General features: G+C 71.4%; 14 protein-coding genes. 9 read left to right on the plus strand and 5 right to left on the minus strand.

The window, feature by feature from the left end; genetic code table 11:
• Positions 1 to 23: 23 nt before the first annotated feature.
• A complete protein-coding gene (locus ACFWBN_RS08945) occupies positions 24 to 509 on the minus strand; it encodes a MarR family winged helix-turn-helix transcriptional regulator (RefSeq protein ID WP_385172817.1) in 486 nt (161 codons plus the stop codon).
• 110 nt (positions 510 to 619) lie between these two features.
• Between ACFWBN_RS08945 and ACFWBN_RS08950 the strand changes: the two genes are divergently transcribed.
• From ACFWBN_RS08950 to ACFWBN_RS08960, 3 genes are all read left to right on the plus strand, one after another.
• The gene (locus tag ACFWBN_RS08950; protein ID WP_385172820.1) at positions 620 to 961 is read left to right on the plus strand and encodes an EthD domain-containing protein; all 342 of its coding nucleotides are present in this window, start codon (positions 620 to 622) and stop codon (positions 959 to 961) included.
• Positions 962 to 1,175: 214 nt separating this feature from the next.
• Positions 1,176 to 2,684, plus strand: a complete 1,509-nt coding sequence (locus ACFWBN_RS08955; RefSeq protein ID WP_385172823.1) for a class I adenylate-forming enzyme family protein — start codon at positions 1,176 to 1,178, stop codon at positions 2,682 to 2,684.
• A 97-nt stretch (positions 2,685 to 2,781) separates the two neighbouring features.
• Positions 2,782 to 3,384: a hypothetical protein gene (locus tag ACFWBN_RS08960; RefSeq protein WP_385172826.1), complete on the plus strand. Its 603-nt coding sequence runs from the start codon at positions 2,782 to 2,784 to the stop codon at positions 3,382 to 3,384.
• A gap of 359 nt (positions 3,385 to 3,743) precedes the next feature.
• On the opposite strand, the gene ACFWBN_RS08965 is transcribed toward ACFWBN_RS08960, so the two are convergent.
• A complete protein-coding gene (locus tag ACFWBN_RS08965) occupies positions 3,744 to 4,760 on the minus strand; it encodes a DUF2599 domain-containing protein (RefSeq protein WP_385172830.1) in 1,017 nt (338 codons plus the stop codon).
• A 480-nt stretch (positions 4,761 to 5,240) separates the two neighbouring features.
• Between ACFWBN_RS08965 and ACFWBN_RS08970 the strand changes: the two genes are divergently transcribed.
• Genes ACFWBN_RS08970 through ACFWBN_RS08980 form a run of 3 tightly spaced genes read left to right on the plus strand, consistent with a single transcriptional unit; the run spans position 5,241 to position 8,440 of the window.
• A complete protein-coding gene (locus tag ACFWBN_RS08970; protein WP_385172833.1) occupies positions 5,241 to 5,864 on the plus strand; it encodes a TetR/AcrR family transcriptional regulator in 624 nt (207 codons plus the stop codon).
• An 18-nt stretch (positions 5,865 to 5,882) separates the two neighbouring features.
• Positions 5,883 to 7,589 carry a PEP-utilizing enzyme gene (locus ACFWBN_RS08975; protein ID WP_385172837.1) on the plus strand — a complete coding sequence of 569 codons (1,707 nt, stop codon included), beginning with the start codon at positions 5,883 to 5,885 and terminating at the stop codon, positions 7,587 to 7,589.
• Entirely contained in the window at positions 7,586 to 8,440 is an 855-nt protein-coding gene (locus tag ACFWBN_RS08980; protein ID WP_385172840.1) for a PEP/pyruvate-binding domain-containing protein, read from the plus strand. The genes ACFWBN_RS08975 and ACFWBN_RS08980 overlap by 4 nt, the downstream gene beginning before the upstream one ends.
• A gap of 45 nt (positions 8,441 to 8,485) precedes the next feature.
• Here the strand turns inward: ACFWBN_RS08980 and ACFWBN_RS08985 are convergent, their stop codons facing one another.
• Together ACFWBN_RS08985 and ACFWBN_RS08990 are read right to left on the minus strand one after the other, a co-directional pair.
• Positions 8,486 to 10,210, minus strand: a complete 1,725-nt coding sequence (locus tag ACFWBN_RS08985) for a BCCT family transporter (protein WP_385173099.1) — start codon at positions 10,208 to 10,210, stop codon at positions 8,486 to 8,488.
• 318 nt (positions 10,211 to 10,528) lie between these two features.
• The gene (locus tag ACFWBN_RS08990; RefSeq protein WP_385172843.1) at positions 10,529 to 10,996 is read right to left on the minus strand and encodes an RICIN domain-containing protein; all 468 of its coding nucleotides are present in this window, start codon (positions 10,994 to 10,996) and stop codon (positions 10,529 to 10,531) included.
• 147 nt (positions 10,997 to 11,143) lie between these two features.
• Between ACFWBN_RS08990 and ACFWBN_RS08995 the strand changes: the two genes are divergently transcribed.
• The 3 genes from ACFWBN_RS08995 (at position 11,144) to ACFWBN_RS09005 (ending at position 17,037) form a co-directional block, all read left to right on the plus strand.
• Entirely contained in the window at positions 11,144 to 14,920 is a 3,777-nt protein-coding gene (locus ACFWBN_RS08995; RefSeq protein ID WP_385172846.1) for a hypothetical protein, read from the plus strand.
• Positions 14,921 to 15,035: 115 nt separating this feature from the next.
• A complete protein-coding gene (locus ACFWBN_RS09000; protein WP_385172849.1) occupies positions 15,036 to 16,016 on the plus strand; it encodes an MBL fold metallo-hydrolase in 981 nt (326 codons plus the stop codon).
• Positions 16,006 to 17,037 (plus strand): RNA ligase family protein, encoded by a 1,032-nt coding sequence (locus ACFWBN_RS09005; RefSeq protein ID WP_385172852.1) that lies wholly within the window; start codon positions 16,006 to 16,008, stop codon positions 17,035 to 17,037. The genes ACFWBN_RS09000 and ACFWBN_RS09005 overlap by 11 nt, the downstream gene beginning before the upstream one ends.
• Before the next feature lie 2 nt (positions 17,038 to 17,039).
• On the opposite strand, the gene ACFWBN_RS09010 is transcribed toward ACFWBN_RS09005, so the two are convergent.
• On the minus strand, positions 17,040 to 18,440 hold the full coding sequence (locus ACFWBN_RS09010) for a hypothetical protein (protein ID WP_385172855.1): 1,401 nt from the start codon (positions 18,438 to 18,440) through the stop codon (positions 17,040 to 17,042).
• Positions 18,441 to 18,493: the final 53 nt, after the last annotated feature.

Consider the following 18,493-nt stretch of genomic DNA (forward strand, 5'->3'; position numbering starts at 1 on the left):
CGCCCAGCCGGCGGTGAGCGCACTCACCCGGTGGGACCACCGGCGGCGGCCTCCCGCCGCACGGTCTCGGCAACGCTGGAAAGCGCCGCGCCGAAGTGGCGGCGCTGTGCAGCGGTGAGGGAGTCGAACACGAGTCGGCGCACCTGCGCGACGTGCCCCGGCGCGCTGTCGACCATCTTCTGCCGACCTGTGTCGGTCAGCGTGGCCAGGGTGTAGCGACCGTCGCTCGGGTCAACTCGACGAACGATCCACTCTCGCGCCTCGAAGCGGTCCATCAGTTTCGACAGTCGTGGGAGAGTGCTGTTGCAGTCCCGGGCCAACTCGCTGAGCCGCATGGTCACCTGATGCGCCATCGACAACCGGGCGAGCACGCCGTACTCGAAGTTCGAGATGCCCGCGTCGCGCTGCAACTGACGGTCCAGGGCGGCAGGCAGCGCGATCACGACGGTGAGAAGGTCCTGCCAGAGTTCCTGCTGCTCGGCGTCGAGCCACGGTGACGGTGCATCCATGCGATCCATCCTACTTGCCCAGGCAAGAGATGTCCCTTGCCTGGGCAAGTAGGAGTCGTCTACGTTATGAGTTGCTCAGGCAAGTCAATCTCGGCTTCAAGGAGTCAACTGTGATCAAGATCAGCATCTTCCTGACCCGGCGGGCAGACCTCACCCATGGAGAGTTCCTGGACTACTGGCAGAAGCACACCGCGCTGATCACGAGCCTGCCCGGCGGAGAGGTCCCGGTCCGGCGCTACGTCCAACTCCTGCCCACCGACGACGAGATCCCCGGCGTAAGCACAGCCGTCTACGACGGTGTCGCCGAGGTGTGGGTCGACAGCATCGCCGACGCCGCCGGCTGGTTCACCTCCGACACCTACACCACGACCGTCGCCGCGGACGAGGAGAACTTCCTCGACCGCTCCAAGACCCGTTTCCTCTACGCCACCGAGCACCCGATCTTCGGCTGAGCACCGCCGCCGGAACCCGTGGCACGCAGGGGCCGCGCCGGGAGCGGCGCCGCTAAAGTTTTTGGTGTAATTGGGTCGGTCTGTCGGGTCGGATTCGGTTGTTGGTGAGGCGGCCGTCGAAGGCGCCGGACCCGCTTCCATCGGCTGGTCCAGCGTTTGCGGCCCGGTACCGGTACCGGTCGCGTCGTCCGCGGCGCGGAGAGGCGGGTTGCAGATGGTGGCCGCACGCTATGTCACTGGGCTGATCGGTGCGTTCGAGCGGTATGCGGGACGTCCCGCGATCGGGGCCGGCCCTCCCGTCATGAGGTTCTCCGAGGTACTGGAGGCCGTGTACCGGCTGGCCGGGGTACTCGCGGAGGCCGGGGTCGGGCCGGGGTCGGGGCTGGCCTGTGTGACGGGCGGGAACCGGGCCGAGGTGCTGCTGGTACGGCTCGCCGCGCATGTGCTGGGTGCCCGGCTGACGCAGGTCGTTGTCGGGCCGGCCACGCACGGACTGGACTTCATCCTGCGGGACTGCCGCCCGGAACTGGTAGTGCACGACGTTCCGGTGCCGTGCACCGGCTCGCCCCTGCTCGACCTGGACGAGGCGGGCCGACGGGCCGCCGGCCGGGACCCCACCGCAGTGGCTGTGCGGGCCCGGGAGGACGACGTGGCGCGGGTGACCTATACCGGCGGGACCACCGGGCTCCCCAAGGGGGTCGCCTCCACCTTCGGCGCCATGGCCGCGCGCAACGCCGTACGCCCCCGTGGGTGGGCGGAGCTTGCCTACCTCTCGGTCACCTCGCTGGCGCAGCGGTCCGGTGGCCGCTGCCTGGAGCAGTTGCGGGCCGGGGGCCGCGTAGAGATCCTCGACCCGTTCGGACCACCGGAGTTCGCGACCGCCTGCCTGCGGCTGGGGCAGGTTTCGACGTACCTGACGCCGTCGATGCTGTACCGGCTGCTGGGCGACCCCGCGACCGTCGGGGGAGTGCCAGGGCTGCACGTGATCTCGTACGGCAATTCACCCATCCACCCCGAACGGCTGCGCCAGGCCGTGACCCGTTGGGGCGGGCGCTGGCAGCAGGGTTACGGCATGAGCGAGATCGGGGTGATCTGCCGCCTCTCCCCGACCGACCACGATGCGGCGGTGGCCGACCGGCCGGAACTTCTGTCCTCCGTCGGCCGGCCGGTCGCGGGGGTGGAGGTGCAGGTGCGGGACGAGCACGGCGTAGCGGTGCGCGCCGGGGCCACCGGCGAGGTGTGGGCGCGGTCCAAGTCGATGATGGCCAGATACTGGAACCAGCCGGCGCTGACGACCGAGGCGATGCGGGAGGGCTGGCTGCGGACCGGAGACCTCGGGCACCTCGGCGAGGACGGGTACCTCTACCTCGACGGCCGCAGCAAAGACGTCGTGGTGGTCGACGGCGTCAACATCTATTGCGTACCGGTCGAGGCGGCGCTTACCCGCCACCCGGCCGTGGCCGAGGCGGTGGTCGTCGGCCGGGACAGTGGCCTCACCGGTGAGGAGGTCTGCGCCTTCCTCGTGCCCGTTGCGGGGTATGCGCCCGACGACGCGCTGGCAGGCGAGGCCTGCGCCTTGGTGGAGGAGGCGCTGGCCCCGGCGCACCGGCCCACCGCGGTGTTCTGGGTTCCGGAGATCCCGCTGACCGCCCTGGGGAAGCCGGACAAGCGGCGTCTGCGGGAACACGCGGCGACAGGCAGCGGCGTTCCTCGCGCCTTCTGATCCTTCAGGAGGCCGTGATCACACCAGCCATACCAAGATCATCTCTCCCGCGACCGGCAGTTCCTGGACAGCCTTGTGTCGACCGTAGAGTGCGGTCATGGATGAGATCCCCTGGTTCGAGTACGAAGAGGACGACCTGGACGTCGCCCAACGCGCGTTCGTGGACGTTCTGGCCGAACGCGCGGGATCCTGGCTGGTGGACCCGCTCGATACCGTCGTGCTGCCCTCGGCGCACACCCGCGACGGCCAGCTGATCGTCTATCTGGACATCGGTGACCCGCAACGCAACCAGGGAGTTCTGACCGTGGGCGCCCACTTCGACGGGTCCGTCGTCCGTGGCGGCGAACTCCACAACCAGGACTTCACTATCGAGCAGGCCGCGAGTGAGTTCATCTTCGGAGCCGCGGGCAGCCCTACGGAGCTGGGGAACAGAGCGGCAGAGTGGTTCGAAGCGGTCCTCGCGCGACCTCTGGTTCGCCTGGAATGGCATCACGAGGGAAGGATGTACGCGGTCCGCTACGAGTACGCAGACACGGGGCGAGGCCTCAGCGAGGGCTTCGAGACTCCCCTGGCACCCGACGCACTGCGGAAAAGACTGGCCGCAGACGGCGTGATCCGAGGCCGAGGCCGGATCAACCGTGCCGGCCTGGGCCAACCAGACGTGATCGCACACGTCCGAGGCGTCCGCCCCGATCAGTAGGTGCGGAACATCTCTCGACCCCGTGAAACGGGGTCCGAGCCTTCTGCCCGTTGGGGTGGGTCCCCTCTTCGCGCGCTCCACCACCCAACGGCGGGGCAGCTCCACGAACTCCGCTACGTCGTCGATGCGTTTGACGACGTCCAGGGTGAGCACGGTGGCCTCCGCCCACGAATCAAGGGCCTGACCTGCCCATACGAGGGGTTCAGAAACACGTACTCTCCACGCCGATGCGCGACGTGCGCCTCCTCGGAGGGAAGGGAACGACGCGGCCCCCTGGGCGGGCGCGTCGGTGGTGAGCACCACCCACGGCTGCCAGGGGGCCGCACCTCCTAGGGGCTCAGGTCATCCTCGCCGAGGGCTCACTCCTCCGCGGGCCAGCCCGGGTTGCACTTGGCCTGCAGCCACTTGGCGGAGTCCCAGGCCCAGTTGGGACGCCAGGTCTCCAGGTCCCAGGTCGGTCCGCCGAAGCGGTCGCCGCTGGTGGGGTCGCGGAACGCGAAGACCGAGTGGCAGTAGAGCTGTTTGCTGACGACGTCCTGCTCGTCGGCACTGAACGCGGGCGAGGGCGACGGGATGACCGACCACACCTGGTTCCACAACTCCTGCAGGTGGTCGTCCGCGTGGCTGAACCCGACCTCGGTCGGCGTCACATGGACGGAGCGCTTGCCCGCGTACGGGTCCGGGGTGGAGGCCAGGCTGTGGTAGATCTCGGTCTTCGCCACCCACAGCTTGTTGGTCATGGCGCCGTAGCCGACGCATTCGCTGCGGCAGACGTAGTAGCCGTCGCTGTGGCCGCTGCTCCAGACGATGAACCTGGTGTTCTCGTAGTTCTGGCGTACACCCGTGTGCTGGGACCCGAAGCCGCCGATGGCGTCGGTGACGTACTCGTCGGACGTCGGATAGCCGAAGGCCCCGCGCTCATATCCCCACTGCGCCCAGAGCTGGCCGATCCGGCCGGTCACCCCGTACGCCCGCGCGGTCTTCGTGGGGTGCCAGTAGAGCGTCCCGCCTTGGAACTGCTGCCGGATGCCCTGGCCGTCCGGGTTCCGTAACTCGTCGCCGACCGGGTAGCCGAACTTGCCGCCCTCCCAGCCCTGGCGCGCCCAGGCGTCACGCACCGCGCCCCACACCGGGTGCGCGCCCGTGGCGGCCGACCAGTAGATCGACCCTCCCTCGAACACCGTGAACGCGCCCCGGCCGTCCGGCGTGGGCAGCTCTTCCGTGGTCGGGCACTTCAGCGGCGAGTTCCAGCCACCCATGCTGAGGTACTTGTCGAGGATTGCATCGCGGACCAGGTGCCCGCAGATCTCCTGCTCCGCCGCCGCGGCCGGGACCGCGCTCAGCGTGGTGAGCGTGACGAACGCCGCAGCCAGCACGGCCACAAGTCTGGCCAGGACGCGCGGAGCGCGGGGCCTGCGGCGGCCCGAGCGAACAGTAGGTCGCATTGGTGTCGTTGCTCCTTGTCAGATGGCCTGTCGAGGCCAGGTACGGAGCGCGGCCAGCGGAAACACGGGCCGCGGCCGTCGACCACCAAGCAACCAGCCGAACGCTTGGCGATCTTGGCGCCAGTCAGATTGACACGTCCGACCATGAATGGAAAGGACTCCTTCCCAAGCTAAGTGGAAGTCGACCTTCTGCGGCTTGGACGTACTCCCCGTGTGCGCCGCCCCGACCACTGCACCCGAACGCCGTGGCGCACCAGACGGAGCGCCCCGGGCAGGTGGAGCTCACCGCCGAGCTTGCTCCGCGTCAGGGTGCTGCTGATCTCCCGTCTCTCTCGGCCTCCATCCCTCCTTGTGGGAGGTTTATACCGTTTCTTGACATTTTAGAATGAATTGGAGTACTGTCAACGTGCCATGAAAGAGAAGCGCGCGTACGAGAGTCCGCTGCGTGCCGGCCAGCTTGAGCAGACCCGGCAGCTGATCCTCGCCGCGCTCACCGAGGCCATCGCCGACGAAAGCGTCCAGGAGCTGACCATCCCGCTCGTGGCGGAGCGCGCAGGCGTCGCCGTCCGCACCGTCTACCGGCACTTCCCGACCAGGGAGGCGCTCTTCGCGGCCTGGAGCGGGTGGGCGCAGGAGAATCTGCACGTGCTCATGCAGTCCTATCCGGACACCCTGGACGGGCTGCGCCGCATGGCGCCGGAGCTCTACCGCTCGTACGACGAGCACGCGCCCCTGATGCTCGCCATGCTGAACTCCAAGGCGGCCCGGCCGCTGCGGGAGCAGGGCCGCAGGCACCGGTTCCACTCGGTGGAGGCGGCGCTGGCCGAGCTCACGGCGGACGCCGACCCGGTAGCCCGCCGCCGCGCGGTCGCCGTGCTGTACCTGCTGGTGAGCGCCCCGGCCTGGCAGGCCATGCGGCTGCAGGCGGGGCTCGACGGGGTAGAGGCCGGCGCGGCCGCCGCCTGGGCGGTGCGGGTGCTCACGGACGAGCTGCGGCGAGACCCGGACGGTCCGCTACGCCACCCGGGCAGATGACCGGCGAGGAGGAGAGCCATGAGCATCGCCACGGAACGCACTTTCGCTCCACCGGGGCCGGGTACCTGGTTCCTGGACCCGACCCACTTCACCCGCCCGGTGACCAGGTTCCACGCCGAGATCTTCATCGAGGAGATGCACCGCGGCTTCGGAGAGAGCCTCCGCCGGTACGGGTCGCTGCTCGAACGGCTGGACTGGGCCTTCGTCAACGGTTTCTGCTACTACCATCCCCAGCCGCTGGGAGCCCCGCCCGACGCCACGGACCACCCGCCGAGAGAGGTCTGGGAACGCCTTGCCGCCGATCATCCCGAGATCCGCACCAGGCTCGCGACCAGCGCGACCGTCTTCGAGCGCAAGCTGTGGCGCGAGGACCTGCGCCGCTGGGACGAGGAGGTCAGACCCGGGCTACAGCGCGAGCGGCGCGAACTACAGCAGGTCGAGCCCGGACTCCTCGATACCGGCAGTCTGCTCGCGTACCTCGACCGGTGCCGGGAGCACCAGCGCCGAGCCGGCTACCTGCACCACCTGTTCAACATGCCGGCACTGCTGCCGATGGGCGATCTGATCGCACACTGTCAGGAGTGGACCGGGCGCACCACCGGCGAGATCCTGGCCCCGCTGGCCGGATCGAGCCCCGACCCGCTGGCGGACCGGGAGGAACTGGCCGAGCTGGCTGCCGCCGTAGCGGCGGACCCCCGGGCGAGCGAGCTGCTCGCCTCCCCGGCGCGACCCCAGGAGCTGCTGGCGGCGCTGGGGGCCGTCGCGGGACGTACGAGTACCGCCCTCGCCGAGTACCTGGAGACGGCGGGCTGGCGCCCCGTCAATGGCGAGGACGTGGGCGATCCCTGCGTGGCGGAGTTGCCCGCCGTCGTGCTCGCGGCCATTCGCTCGGCGGTCTCCTCCTCGACGCGGCCCCAGGCGGACGCCCCCGCCGACCAGCGCGCCGACGCGGCGGCCGACCTTCGCGACGCCGTACCCGCGCCGCACCGCTCCCACTTCGACGAGCTGCTCGCCGAGGCGCGGTTGGTCTCCCGGCTGCGCGACGAGCGCGGGTCGTGCGCGGACCTGCCGGCCATCGGCCTCACCCGGCGCGCCATCCTGGCGGCCGGCCGACGGCTCACCGAGCAGGGCCGGATCCACGCACCCGCCCACCTGGCCGAGGCGGGCTACGCCGAGCTGCGCGACCTGGTCCGTACGGGTTCCGGGCCCGACGCCGCAGAACTCGCCGCCCGGGCGCACTACCGTGACCACGCCCGGTACGCGGACGCGCCGCCGATGCTGGGTCCACCGCCGGGCGACCCGCTGCCGCCCGAGTGGCTGCCGCCCGCCGCGGCACGCCTGGAACGCGCCCTCGGGGCCGTCGTCCTCGCCATGTTCAGCAACCCGGCAGCCCGGACCGAGGGGCGGACCGTGCACGGGCTCGGCGCGAGCCCGGGCGTGTACGAGGGCACGGCACGGGTGATCAGCGGCGTGCCCGAGTTCGACCGCATCCAGCCCGGCGACGTCCTGGTCACCGGCGCGACCACCACGGCCTTCAACATCGTCCTGCCCCTGCTCGGCGCGATCGTCACCGATCGCGGCGGGGCGCTCTCCCACGCCGCCATCGTCGCCCGGGAGTTCGCCATCCCCGGCGTCGTCGGATGCACGGATGCCACGGCGGTGATACCCGACGGCGCCTGGGTGCGGGTCGACGGCCGGGCCGGAGAGGCGGCGGTGGTCCGATGACCGGTTCGCTGTCGCCGAGCACGTGGTCCGCCCCGGTGCCGCTCCGCCTGGCCACCGACGAGAGCCGGTACGGCGGCAAGGCCTCGCAGCTCGGGGCCGCCGCCCGGGCGGGTCTACCGGTACCGGAAGGAATCGCCCTGGAATGGCTGTTCGTCGACGCCGTCGCAGCAGGCGACGACGAGGCGCTCGCCGCCCTGCACGTGTCGACCGCCGACTTGCAGGGCGGCGGGCTGGCCGTGCGTTCATCCGCGCTGGGCGAGGACTCGGCCGCGGCGAGCTTCGCCGGACAGCACCTCACCTGCCTCAACGTACGGGGTCCGGACGGGCTGACCGAGGCGGTCCGAAGGGTGAGGGATTCGGCGCACTCGGCCGCCGCGGTCGCCTACCGTGAGCGGCTCGGGCTGCCCGGCCGGCCCAGAGTGGCAGTGGTGGTACAGGAGTTGGTGGTACCCGAGTGCGCCGGAGTCCTGTTCTCCCGAGACCCCCTCGACGGCTCCGACGTCCTGGTGATCGAGGCGAGTTGGGGCCTGGGCGAAGCCGTGGTCAGCGGCCTGGTCGTACCGGATCACTACCGGGTCGGCCGCGACGGCCGGGTGATCGAGCGCACGCCCGGCATGAAGGACCTTTCCGTGGAGCCCACGCCGGCCGGCGGAACGAGCCAGGTCCCGGTCCCCGCCGACCGAATCCACCGACTCTGCCTCGACGAGACGCGGTTGGAGAGCCTGCGGGAACTCACCGCCCGCTGCGAGCAGGTCTTCGGCGGGACGCAGGACCTGGAATGGGCCTTCGTCGCCGACCGTCTCCGTCTGCTCCAGCGCCGGCCCATGACCGGGGCCGTGCCCCCGCACTGACCCCGGCCCCCCGGCCGGGCCGGCGGCGTATGGCGGGTGTGCCCGTCAGGAGGCCGGGGGCGGGGCTCCCGGGTCTTTGCGGTCGGGGTCGTCCTTCGTTGCCCCGGGTGCCTCGTCCTGAGCGGGGCCGATGCGGATCTCGAACTCGCCCGCGTACTTCTCGTGGCCGGCGATCACGGCTTCCTCCATCGCCTCCTCGGCGAGTTCTCCGCGGACGATCATCGGGTCCTGGCGGAGGTCCCGCAAGAGGGCCCAGCACATGCCGATCATCACCAGGACGAACGGGGCCGCGACGAGGATCGTCAAGTGTTGCAGGCCCGCGAGGGCGTCGCCCTTGCCCTCACCGACGAGGAGCATCACGGCCGCCACGCCACCGGTCACCACGCCCCAGAAGACGACGATGAACCGGGCCGGTTCGAAGGTGCCCTTCTGGGAGAGGGTGCCCATCACGATCGACGCCGCGTCGGCGCCGGAGACGAAGAAGATGCCGACCAGGATCATCACGAGCAGGCTCATCACGCCGGCGATCGGGAACTCCTGGAGCACGCCGAAGAGCTGCGCCTCGGGCGTGGTGGCCTCCCCGAGGTCTCCCTGCTCCTTCAGGCGCATGGCCGTACCGCCGAAGATGGCGAACCAGACCAGGCTCACGGCGCTGGGCACCAGGATGACGCCGCCGACGAACTGGCGGATCGTTCGGCCCCGGCTGATGCGGGCGATGAACATGCCGACGAACGGCGTCCACGAGATCCACCAGGCCCAGTAGAAGACCGTCCAGCTGCTCAGCCAGTCGGCTACGTCACCGCCGCCGGTGGACGCCTCGGTGCGGCCGATCAGCTGGGGCAGCTCGTCGAAGTACGCGGCGAGGGAGGTGGGGATCAGGTCGAGGACCAGGATGGTGGGGCCGACGACGAACACGAAGACCGCGAGGATGACGGCCAGCACCATGTTGATGTTGGAGAGCCACTGGATGCCCTTCTCCACCCCGGAGACGGCGGAGAAGACGAAGCAGACGGTCAGCACGGCGATGATGGCGACGAGCAGCCCCGTCCCGGCCTTGCCCAGCCAGCCCACCTCGTGCATGCCGCTGCCGATCTGGAGCGCCCCGAGTCCCAGGGACGTGGCGGAGCCGAAGAGCGTGGCGAAGATCGCCAGGATGTCGATCACCCGGCCGGGTGCGCCCTCGGCGCGCTTCTTCCCCAGGAGCGGGACGAAGACGGCGCTGATCGTCTGCCGCCTGCGGCGCCGGAAGGTGCTGTACGCGATGGCCAGGCCGACCACCGCGTAGATGGCCCACGGGTGCAGCGTCCAGTGGAAGAGCGTGGTGGCGAGCGCCGTCTGCATTCTGTCCGCCGAGTCGTCCGGGTCGGTGCCCGGCGGCGGAGTGGTGTAATGCGCGAGGGGTTCGCTGACGCCGTAGAACATCAGGCCGATGCCCATGCCGGCGCTGAACATCATGGCGACCCAGGAGACGGTGCTGAACTCCGGCTTCTCGTGCTCCTGGCCCAGCTCGATTCGTCCGTACCGGCTGATCGCGAGCCAGAGCGCGAAGACGACGAACCCCGAGGCAACCAGGACGAACGCCCAGCCGCCGTTGTGCATCAGGCCGTTCAGCAGGGTGTCGGAGACGCTTTCCAGCCCGCTGGTGGCCGTGGCACCCCAGATCACGAAACCCAAGGTCAGTACGGCCGTCACGCCGAAGACCACCCGGTCGGTGACGGGCGCCTCGTCCTCGTGCGGGTGGCGGCCGGGCAGGGCCGCCTTCACGGGCAGCCGCAGCCTTTGCCCCCGTTTACGTTGCTCCTGAGACACAGGCGCCACCCTTTCGCGATCATGGCCGGATTCGGCTTCTGCTATCCCGTACCACGGCGCGCACACTTGTCCCGGCATCAACAGGCGTCGATCGGGCCCCCTTCTGCGAGGCGATAGGCCACACGGGTGTCGAGGAGGAGCGGCACGCGAGCCGGCCGCGACCTCCCGCCCCATGATCATGGACCAAACGCCAGGCCGTGAGGCCGGATCCGTGGAGCTGTGCGGGAGTGGATGACGCCTGCCCGGCCCGGCACGCGATGTGCCGGGCCGGGCGAGGGGTCAGAAGTCCCAGCTCTGGCTCCGTGCGCCGTTGCAGCTCCAGCTCACCAGGAGTTGGCCGTTCTCAGGCCGGCCGCCCAGGATGTCGAGGCACTTTCCGTTCACCCGGTTACGGATCTCGCTGCCGTTCCGGAACCACTTCTGGTGGCGACCGCCGTTGCAGTCCCACGTAGCCACCGAGCCCTGGTCACCCAGATGGGGACCGTAGATCTCCAGGCACTTTCCGTTCATGCTCGAGCGGATCTGCTCACCGTCCCAGAACCACTGCTGGTTGGTGTCGCCGGTGCAGTCCCACGTCACGGTGGTGGCGCCGTTGTTCTGATGCCACATGAAGATGTCGGCGCACCTTCCGTTCAGGTTGGACTTGAGCAGCGGTGCCGCGGCAAAGGCGGGCCCGCCGGTCAAGGTCGCGCCGGCCAGCAGACCGGTGGCCGCCGCCAGCAGCATCAGTCGTCGCACAGACCTCATGGTTCTCCTTCGTTTCGCCGTTGCGCGGTTGCGCTGGCCCCTGTCTAGCCGCCGGTTGATGTCCGGCGCCGGGACGGGGATTCCGGACATCAAAAGCTGGACAAACACCACCCATCACGGCTGCGGAAAGACGCAGGAAGGAAGGCCATGCCACGCCCCGAACGCCCGCTCGACCTGGACTCCGGTCCCCTGACGCGGTTTGCGGCCGACCTTCGGAAGCTGCGTGAGACGGCGGGACGGCCGCCTTATCGGGCGCTGGCCAAAAGGGCGCACTATTCGTCCACGACACTGTCGGACGCTGCGGGCGGGCACACGTTTCCGAGCCTTGCCGTCACGCTCGCGTACGTGGAGGCGTGCCGGGGTGACCGCCGCGTATGGGAAACCCGGTGGCACGCGGTCGCCGCCGAGATTGCCGCGAGCGCGCGGGTCGACGAGCCTGGAGAGAGCAGCCGACAGAGCGCACCGTACGCGGGACTGTCGGCGTTCCAGCCGGAAGACGCCGACCGCTTCTTCGGGCGCGAGCGGCTGACCGGCGAGGTGCTCGAGACGGTGCGCGAGCGCCGGTTCCTGGCGGTCTTCGGGCCGTCCGGATCGGGGAAGTCCTCGTTGCTGCGGGCGGGGCTCGTCGCCCGCGCGCGGGCATCGGGGTGGCCGGTGATGCTGTTCACGCCGGGCCCGCACCCCGTGGAGGAGTGCGCGGTCCGCCTGGCCGCGGTGACGGGAGAGGCTCCCGGCGCGCTGCTGGCCGAGCTGCGCGACGATGCCGCGGCGCTGCACCTGCGGATCCGGCGAGCCATGATCGACCGCACGCCGGACATCGACGCGCTGATCGTGGTCGACCAGTTCGAGGAGGTCTTCACCCTCTGCAGGGACCGGGACGAACGGGACACGTTCATCGCCCTGCTGATCGCCGCCGCCACGGCGACGACCAGCCGGACCCGGGTGGTGCTCGGCGTACGCGCCGACTTCTACGGCCACTGCGTCCAGGACCCCCGGCTGGTCGAGGCGATGCGCGATGCGCAGATCGCGGTCGGTCCGATGAGCAGCCAGGAGCTGCGCGAGGCCATCACCCGGCCGGCCCTGCTCGCCGACTGCACGGTGACCGGCCCGCTGCTGGCGGCCGTGGTCGCGGACGCGACCGGTCAGCCGGGTGCGTTGCCACTGGTCTCGCACGCGATGGTCGAGACCTGGCGCCGTCGCAGCGGCAGCCGCCTGACCCTGGACGGGTATCTGGCGGCCGGCGGCATCCAGCACGCGCTCGCACACACCGCTGAGGCCGCCTACCGGGCGCTGTCGCCGGTGCAACAGGACCTCGCCAGATCACTGTTCCTCCGACTGACCGCGCTGGGCGACGGTACCGAGGACACCAGGCGCCGGATCACCAGGAACGAGCTGGACCCGAATCCCGACACTGCCTTCGTGCTCGAATCCCTGGCCCGGCAACGGCTGGTGACGCTGGACGAGGAGTGCGTCGAGATCACCCACGAGGCGATCATCCGGTGCTGGCCGAGGCTGCGCGGCTGGCTGACCGAAGACCGGGACCAGCTGCTCTTGCACCGGCAGCTCACCGACGCGACCGCCGACTGGGAGGAGCAGGACCGCGACCCGCACGCCTTGTACCGGGGTGCCCGCCTGGCCGCGGCGCTGGACCTGGCCGCCGCGGACGGCAGCCGGCTGACCTCCAGGGAACGGCACTTCCTCGACGCGAGCCGGGAAGCGCAGGCCGGCGAGATGGCGGCGGTCAGGCGTCGGACGGTCCGCCTGCGGCAGTTGGTCACCCTGCTCACCGTGCTGGTGGTCATCGCGGCGACCGCGGGCGGGCTGGCCGTCGACTCGCGCGACTCGGCCATCCGGCAGCGCAACGTGGCCATCGCACGGAAGGCCGCCGCGGACGCGGCCGAGACGAGGCAGCAGAACCCCGCGCTCGCCGCGCAGTTGAACCTGGCCGCGTACCGGCTGGCAGCCACCGGCGACATCCGCGACCAGCTCATGAGCGCGTTCGCGACGCCGTACACGAGCCGGTTCACCGGCCACACCTCCGATGTGGTCTCGATCTCCTTCGCCCCGAAAAGCACGGTCCTGGCCACCGCGAGCTGGGACCGCACGGTCCGGCTGTGGGACATCGCGGACGCCCACCACCCCGTACAGCTGGCCGTCTTGAATCAGCCGGAGCGGCTGATGTCGGTGGCGTTCGGTGAGGGCGGCCGGGTCCTGGCCACGGCGAGCGAACGCTCGGTGCGGCTGTGGGACGTGGCGAACCCGCGTGCGCCCGCCGAGCTGAGCACGCTGCCGGAACAGCCGTCCGCGCCATCGTGGGTGGCCTACCGGCCCGGCGGCGTGATCGCCACCGGCCACACCGACGGCGCGGCGCGGCTGTGGAACGTGAACGATCCCCGCCACCCGCGACTGCTGGCCACCTTGCCGGGCCACACCCACACGGTCACCTCGGTGACGTTCAGCCCGGACGGCCGCACGCTGGCGACCACCGGGGACACCACCGCCCGGCTGTGGGACGTCATCGACCCCGCGCATCCGCTCCTCCTCGACGTCCTGCGCGGACACACCGACACGCTGACCTCGGCCGCCTTCAGCCCCGACGGCCGGACCGTGGCGACCGGGAGCTGGGATCGCACAGCACGGGTCTGGGACATCGGCAGCGGCACGCGCACGCGGCCACCGGCCGTCCTGCTCGGGCATCCCGCGATCGTCTGGTCGGTGGCATTCAGTCCGGACGGCAGCACGCTCGTCTCGGTGGGCGGGTCCACCCTGTTCTGGGATGTCGCCGCCCCGGCAAAACCCAAGCGGATCAGTACGATTCAGGGCGGGTTCTACCAAGCCGCGTTCAGCCCGGACGGCCGCACGCTGGCCAACTCCGACCGGCTCCTGGACCTGCGGGATCTGTCGCTCGGGACCCACGACGACGTGGTCACGTCCCTGGCGTTCGGCCCCGGCGGCCACCTGCTCGCCAGCGCCAGCTGGGACGGCACCGCACGGCTGTGGCAGGTCACCGGCGGCCGGGCACTGTGGCCGCTGTCGGTCCTGCACGGGCACACCAGGTTCGTCCGGTGCGTGGCGTTCAGCCCTGACGGGCGCACCCTCGTCACCGCCAGTGAGGACGCCACCGTCCGCGTCTGGGACGTGACCGATCCGCGGAGGCCACGGCTGACATCGGTCCTCACCCCCGGCGGCGGCGAAGTCGCCGGCGCCGCCTTCGGCCCGGGTGGCGACCTGCTGGCCGTCTGGGCACAAGACACGGCCGGACTGTGGGACCTGACCGATCCCGGCAATCCCCGGCCGCTGAGCCGGATCGCCGAGGACGGGCCGCACGTCACGATGGCCTCGTTCCGGCCGGACGGCCGGACGCTGGTGACGAGCACCGGCGAGTCCGGTTCGCTGCGGTTCTGGGACATCAGCGATCCGCGCAGTCCCCGGGAACTGCCGTCCCCGTTCCGGTCCGACCCGCTGACCGGCGGCGTATTCAGCCCCGACAACCGGCGATTGGCCGCCTTCCACCGAACGGACAAGACGATCTGGCTGATCGACGTCAACGACATCAGCCGCCCGGCGAAAGTGACGCAGCTACCGGCGTCCGGCTCCTGGCTCTACACAGTGACCTTCGACGCGGACGGCCGCCGACTGGCAGCCGGCGCCGCGGACGGCAAGGCCCTGCTATGGGACGTGAGCGGTGCGGCCACTCCAACCGTCCTCACCGGCCACTCGAACCCCGTACCGGCCGTGGCATTCAGCCCGGACGGCAACACCCTGGCCACCGGCGGCAACGACTTCACGATCCGGCTGCGGGACACCGGCCTGGACAGGGTCGCCACCCGCATCTGCGACAGCGCGTACCCCCGTATCACCAGAGCCCAATGGGCCCAGTACTTCACGGCAGTCGACTTCAACCCGCCCTGCCCCTCCACATGACATCCGTCACCACCCATCCCGAGTCCGTCCGCCCGGAAAACCACGGGCCGCCCCGCCGCACCGCCCGCTACGATCGGGCCCTCACCTTGATCACGGCGGTCCGACGGAGGCACCGATGGCACAGGCCCCCGCGCGGACCCCCGCCCACCCCGAACGGCTCGAACGGGGACACCCGTTCCGCCAGTGGAAGACCTGGCGCATGCCCGGCACCGAGCTGACCCTCACCGGGTACTCGCGCGCCAACGACAAGACGTTCTTCCACATTCCCGAACTGCGCTGCGCGCTCGACGCCGGCCTCGCGGAAGGCCGTCAGCCGGAGACCGTCTTCCTCACCCACACCCACCACGACCACTCCAAGGACCTCGACTACCTCGCCGCCAGACCCGCCGGCGTCGACATCCACCTGCCCGCCCCCGCCGTCCCGTACGTGGAGCGCTACCTGCGGGCCTCCGCCGAACTCAACCACGGCACGGCCTACGACCCCGCCCTCGCCGCGAACTGCCGGCTGCACGGAGTGCGCGGCGGCGACGAGTTCACCTTCGGCCGCCGCGGGCACCACGTACGGGTGGTGGAGTGCGCGCACAAGGTGCCGTGCGTGGGCTACGCGTTCTCCGAGCGCCGCAGGGAACTGCTGCCCGAGTACGAGGAGCTGCGCCGCTCCCTCGCCGCACAGGGTCGGGGCGGCGCCGAGTTCGGGCGTGTCCTCGCGCAGCGCCGCAAGGAGGGCGCCGAGGTGGAACACGAGGTGCTGAGGCCGCTGTTCGCGTTCCTCGGTGACACCCACGTGAGCGTCTTCGAGGACAACCCGTGGCTCTTCGCGTACCCGGTGCTCATCACCGAATGCACCTACCTCGACGACGCCGAACTCGACCGGGCCGACCGGGTCGGGCACACCGTGTGGAGCCGGCTGCGGCCCGTCGTCGAGGCCCACCCGGACACGCTCTTCGTCCTCACCCACTTCAGCCTGCGCCACTCGGACCAGGACGTCCTCGACTTCTTCGGCGACGCGCGCCCCGACAACGTGCTGTTGTGGGCGCACCCCGACAGCCGGCTGCCCGAACAGCACCAGCACGGCGGCGGTCGGCATGACGGCTGACAGCGGCTGGTCGCCGTACCCCAAGATCCCCTCCCGGGCCCGGCTGGGCGAGGCGCGGGCGGCCCGGGAGTGGGTCGCGCTGGAGAAGGTCCACGGGGCGAACTTCGCCGTCGTGTGCGACCGGGCCGGAGTGCGCCCGGCCAAGCGCCGCGAACTGCTCGGCGAGAGCGGACTCGACGACTTCTTCGGCGTGGGCCGGATCTGGCCGGCCCTGGCCGTCGCCGCGGACCGCTGCGCCGCCGCCCTGCGCCGCGCGTACGGCGTCGGTCCCTCGGCACCGGTCACGGTCTACGGTGAACTGGCCGGCGGGCGCTACCCGCACCCGGACGTACCGCCCTCGCCGGGTACCGATCCGGTGCAGACCGGCGTCTGGTACGCGCCGGGCCTGCTCTGGATGCCGTTCGACGCCACGGTCGAGACGGCGGGTGGCGGCACCCGCTGGGTCGGCGACCGGGCGCTGCGGGAGGCCGCCGACGCCGCGGGCCTGCACTGCGCCCCGCTGATCGCGCGCGGGACGCTCGCCCAGGTACAGGAGCGGACGCCGGTGTTCCCGACCCGGGTACCGGCTCTGCTGGGCCTGCCGGAACTACCCGGCAACCTCGCGGAGGGGCTCGTCGTCAAGCCCGCAGAGGAATGGGGGACCACCGACGGCGCCGACACCGGCCCGGCCGCCCGCCCGGTGGCCAAGTTCAAGCACCCCGCCTTCGCCGAGGACGAACGCTTCGACGGCTCGCGCCCGTACCGGGCGCCCGCCGAAGGCGCGGCCGGGGTTCCGGGCTGGCTCCTCGGCCAGGTCGCCGCGCTGCTCACCCCGGCCCGGGCGGCGGCAGCCGTCAGCAAGCTGGGCCCGCGCACCCCGGCCGAGGAGGTCGCCGCCGAGATCGCCCGGGACGCGGTAGAGGAGGCCGCCGAGGCCCTCGGCGGCCTCGACGACGGCCTCGCCCCGGCCTTGGAGCGGGCGCTGCGCGCCGGCGCCCTCGCACTCGCCCGCTTCGACGCGGCCGACCGCCGGGCCCCGTGATCTCAGAGCCCGGCCAGCGTGTCGCGCAGCCGTCGGGCCTCCTTGAGCAGGCGGGACGACCCTGACCGCTGAGCCAGAGCGGTCACCTCGGGTATGTCCCCGCGCGCGCCCGACACCCGTGCGGAGTCCGCCGCGACGGCCAGCAGCGCCCCGTGCGCCTGCGGCCGGGTGCAGGCCAGGAGGCCCGGGAGTCCGGCGGCCAGGACCGCCCAGACCGGGGCGCCGCCCTGCGGAGCGACGGCCGCCGCCCTCAGCGACTCGGTCACCAGGGTCACCTTGAGCGTGCCCAGCCCCACGAGCTCGGCGAGTTCCCTGCCCAGCAGCTCCCCGTCCAGCCTGCCGCGCGCGGCCAGCAGGATCAGCGCCCGTACGGCTGCGTTCCGGTCCTCCTGGGGAACCGAGGCGAGTCCGTAGGCGAGGGCGAGGTGCACGGCCGGTCCGGCCGGGCCGTCGGCCGCGGCGAGCGCTTCCAGGAAGGCGGGCGCGCCCCGGCCGCCGTCCTTGTCGGCCGCCGACGCGACCCCCGTCAGCAACCGGGCCGCCGCGATCTCCGGGTGCCAGGGCAGGGTCGCGACCGTGTGCGCGTCCCGGAAGTCCGGCAGGGACCAGTGAGGGCAGGAGATGCCCGGCTCGAACTTCCGGAACAGCGACCAGAACTGCCGGGGGAACGCGCCGCGGCCCTCGATCGCCTCGTGCCCCACCAGGATCCGGCGGCCGACGCGTGCTCCCCGGCGTCTGCTGGGACGTTCGGGCGCACCGGACTCGCGCTCCCGCCACCCCGCCGGCTGCGGCAGCCCACCCTGCCGCAGCCAGTCGGCCACCCGGGGCCCCTCCGCCAGCTCCAGCTTCTCGGCGGCGCGCACGGCTTCGGCGTCGACCGGGCCGCCGCAGCGCAGCAGTGCCTGCCCCAGATCCGCCGGGCCGGGCCGGACGCCGAGGCGTCCGTACTCCGCGAGCCGCTCGACCAGATGGCGCGGCTCCACCGCACCGGTCGGCCCGCTGGGCACGGACAGCGGGAACGGGAGGGGGTCGCCGGCCCGCAGCCGTGCGTGGAGTTCGTCCACACGCGCCCCCGCGATGTAGTCCAGCGCCACGTGCTGGCACAGTTCGAGCCAGCCCGCCCCGGCGTTCTCCCAGGACTCCTCGGCCCGTACGGGCTCCACCGCGGCGCCGACGATGCCCGCGAGGCACGCCACCTGCGAGCTTGGCCGTACCGCGAACTCGCGCGGGACGGACTTCAGCGCGGCGGTCAGCGCCTCCCGGTCCCGGTAGGCGTGCACCACCACGGCGCTGAGCAGCCGTTCGAACGTCTCCACGCCCGGGTCGCGGCGGTCGGCCAGCACGGCCGCGACCTCGTCGGCGAGCGCACGGGTTGACGGTGCGGCGTATTCCCCTTCGATCATGGAACGCAGGCTAGACGGTCCCACCGACACCGACACCGCCGCTGCAGTACGGA

This window comes from Streptomyces sp. NPDC059989, assembly GCF_042736975.1.
In the GTDB taxonomy this organism is placed as follows: domain Bacteria; phylum Actinomycetota; class Actinomycetes; order Streptomycetales; family Streptomycetaceae; genus Streptomyces.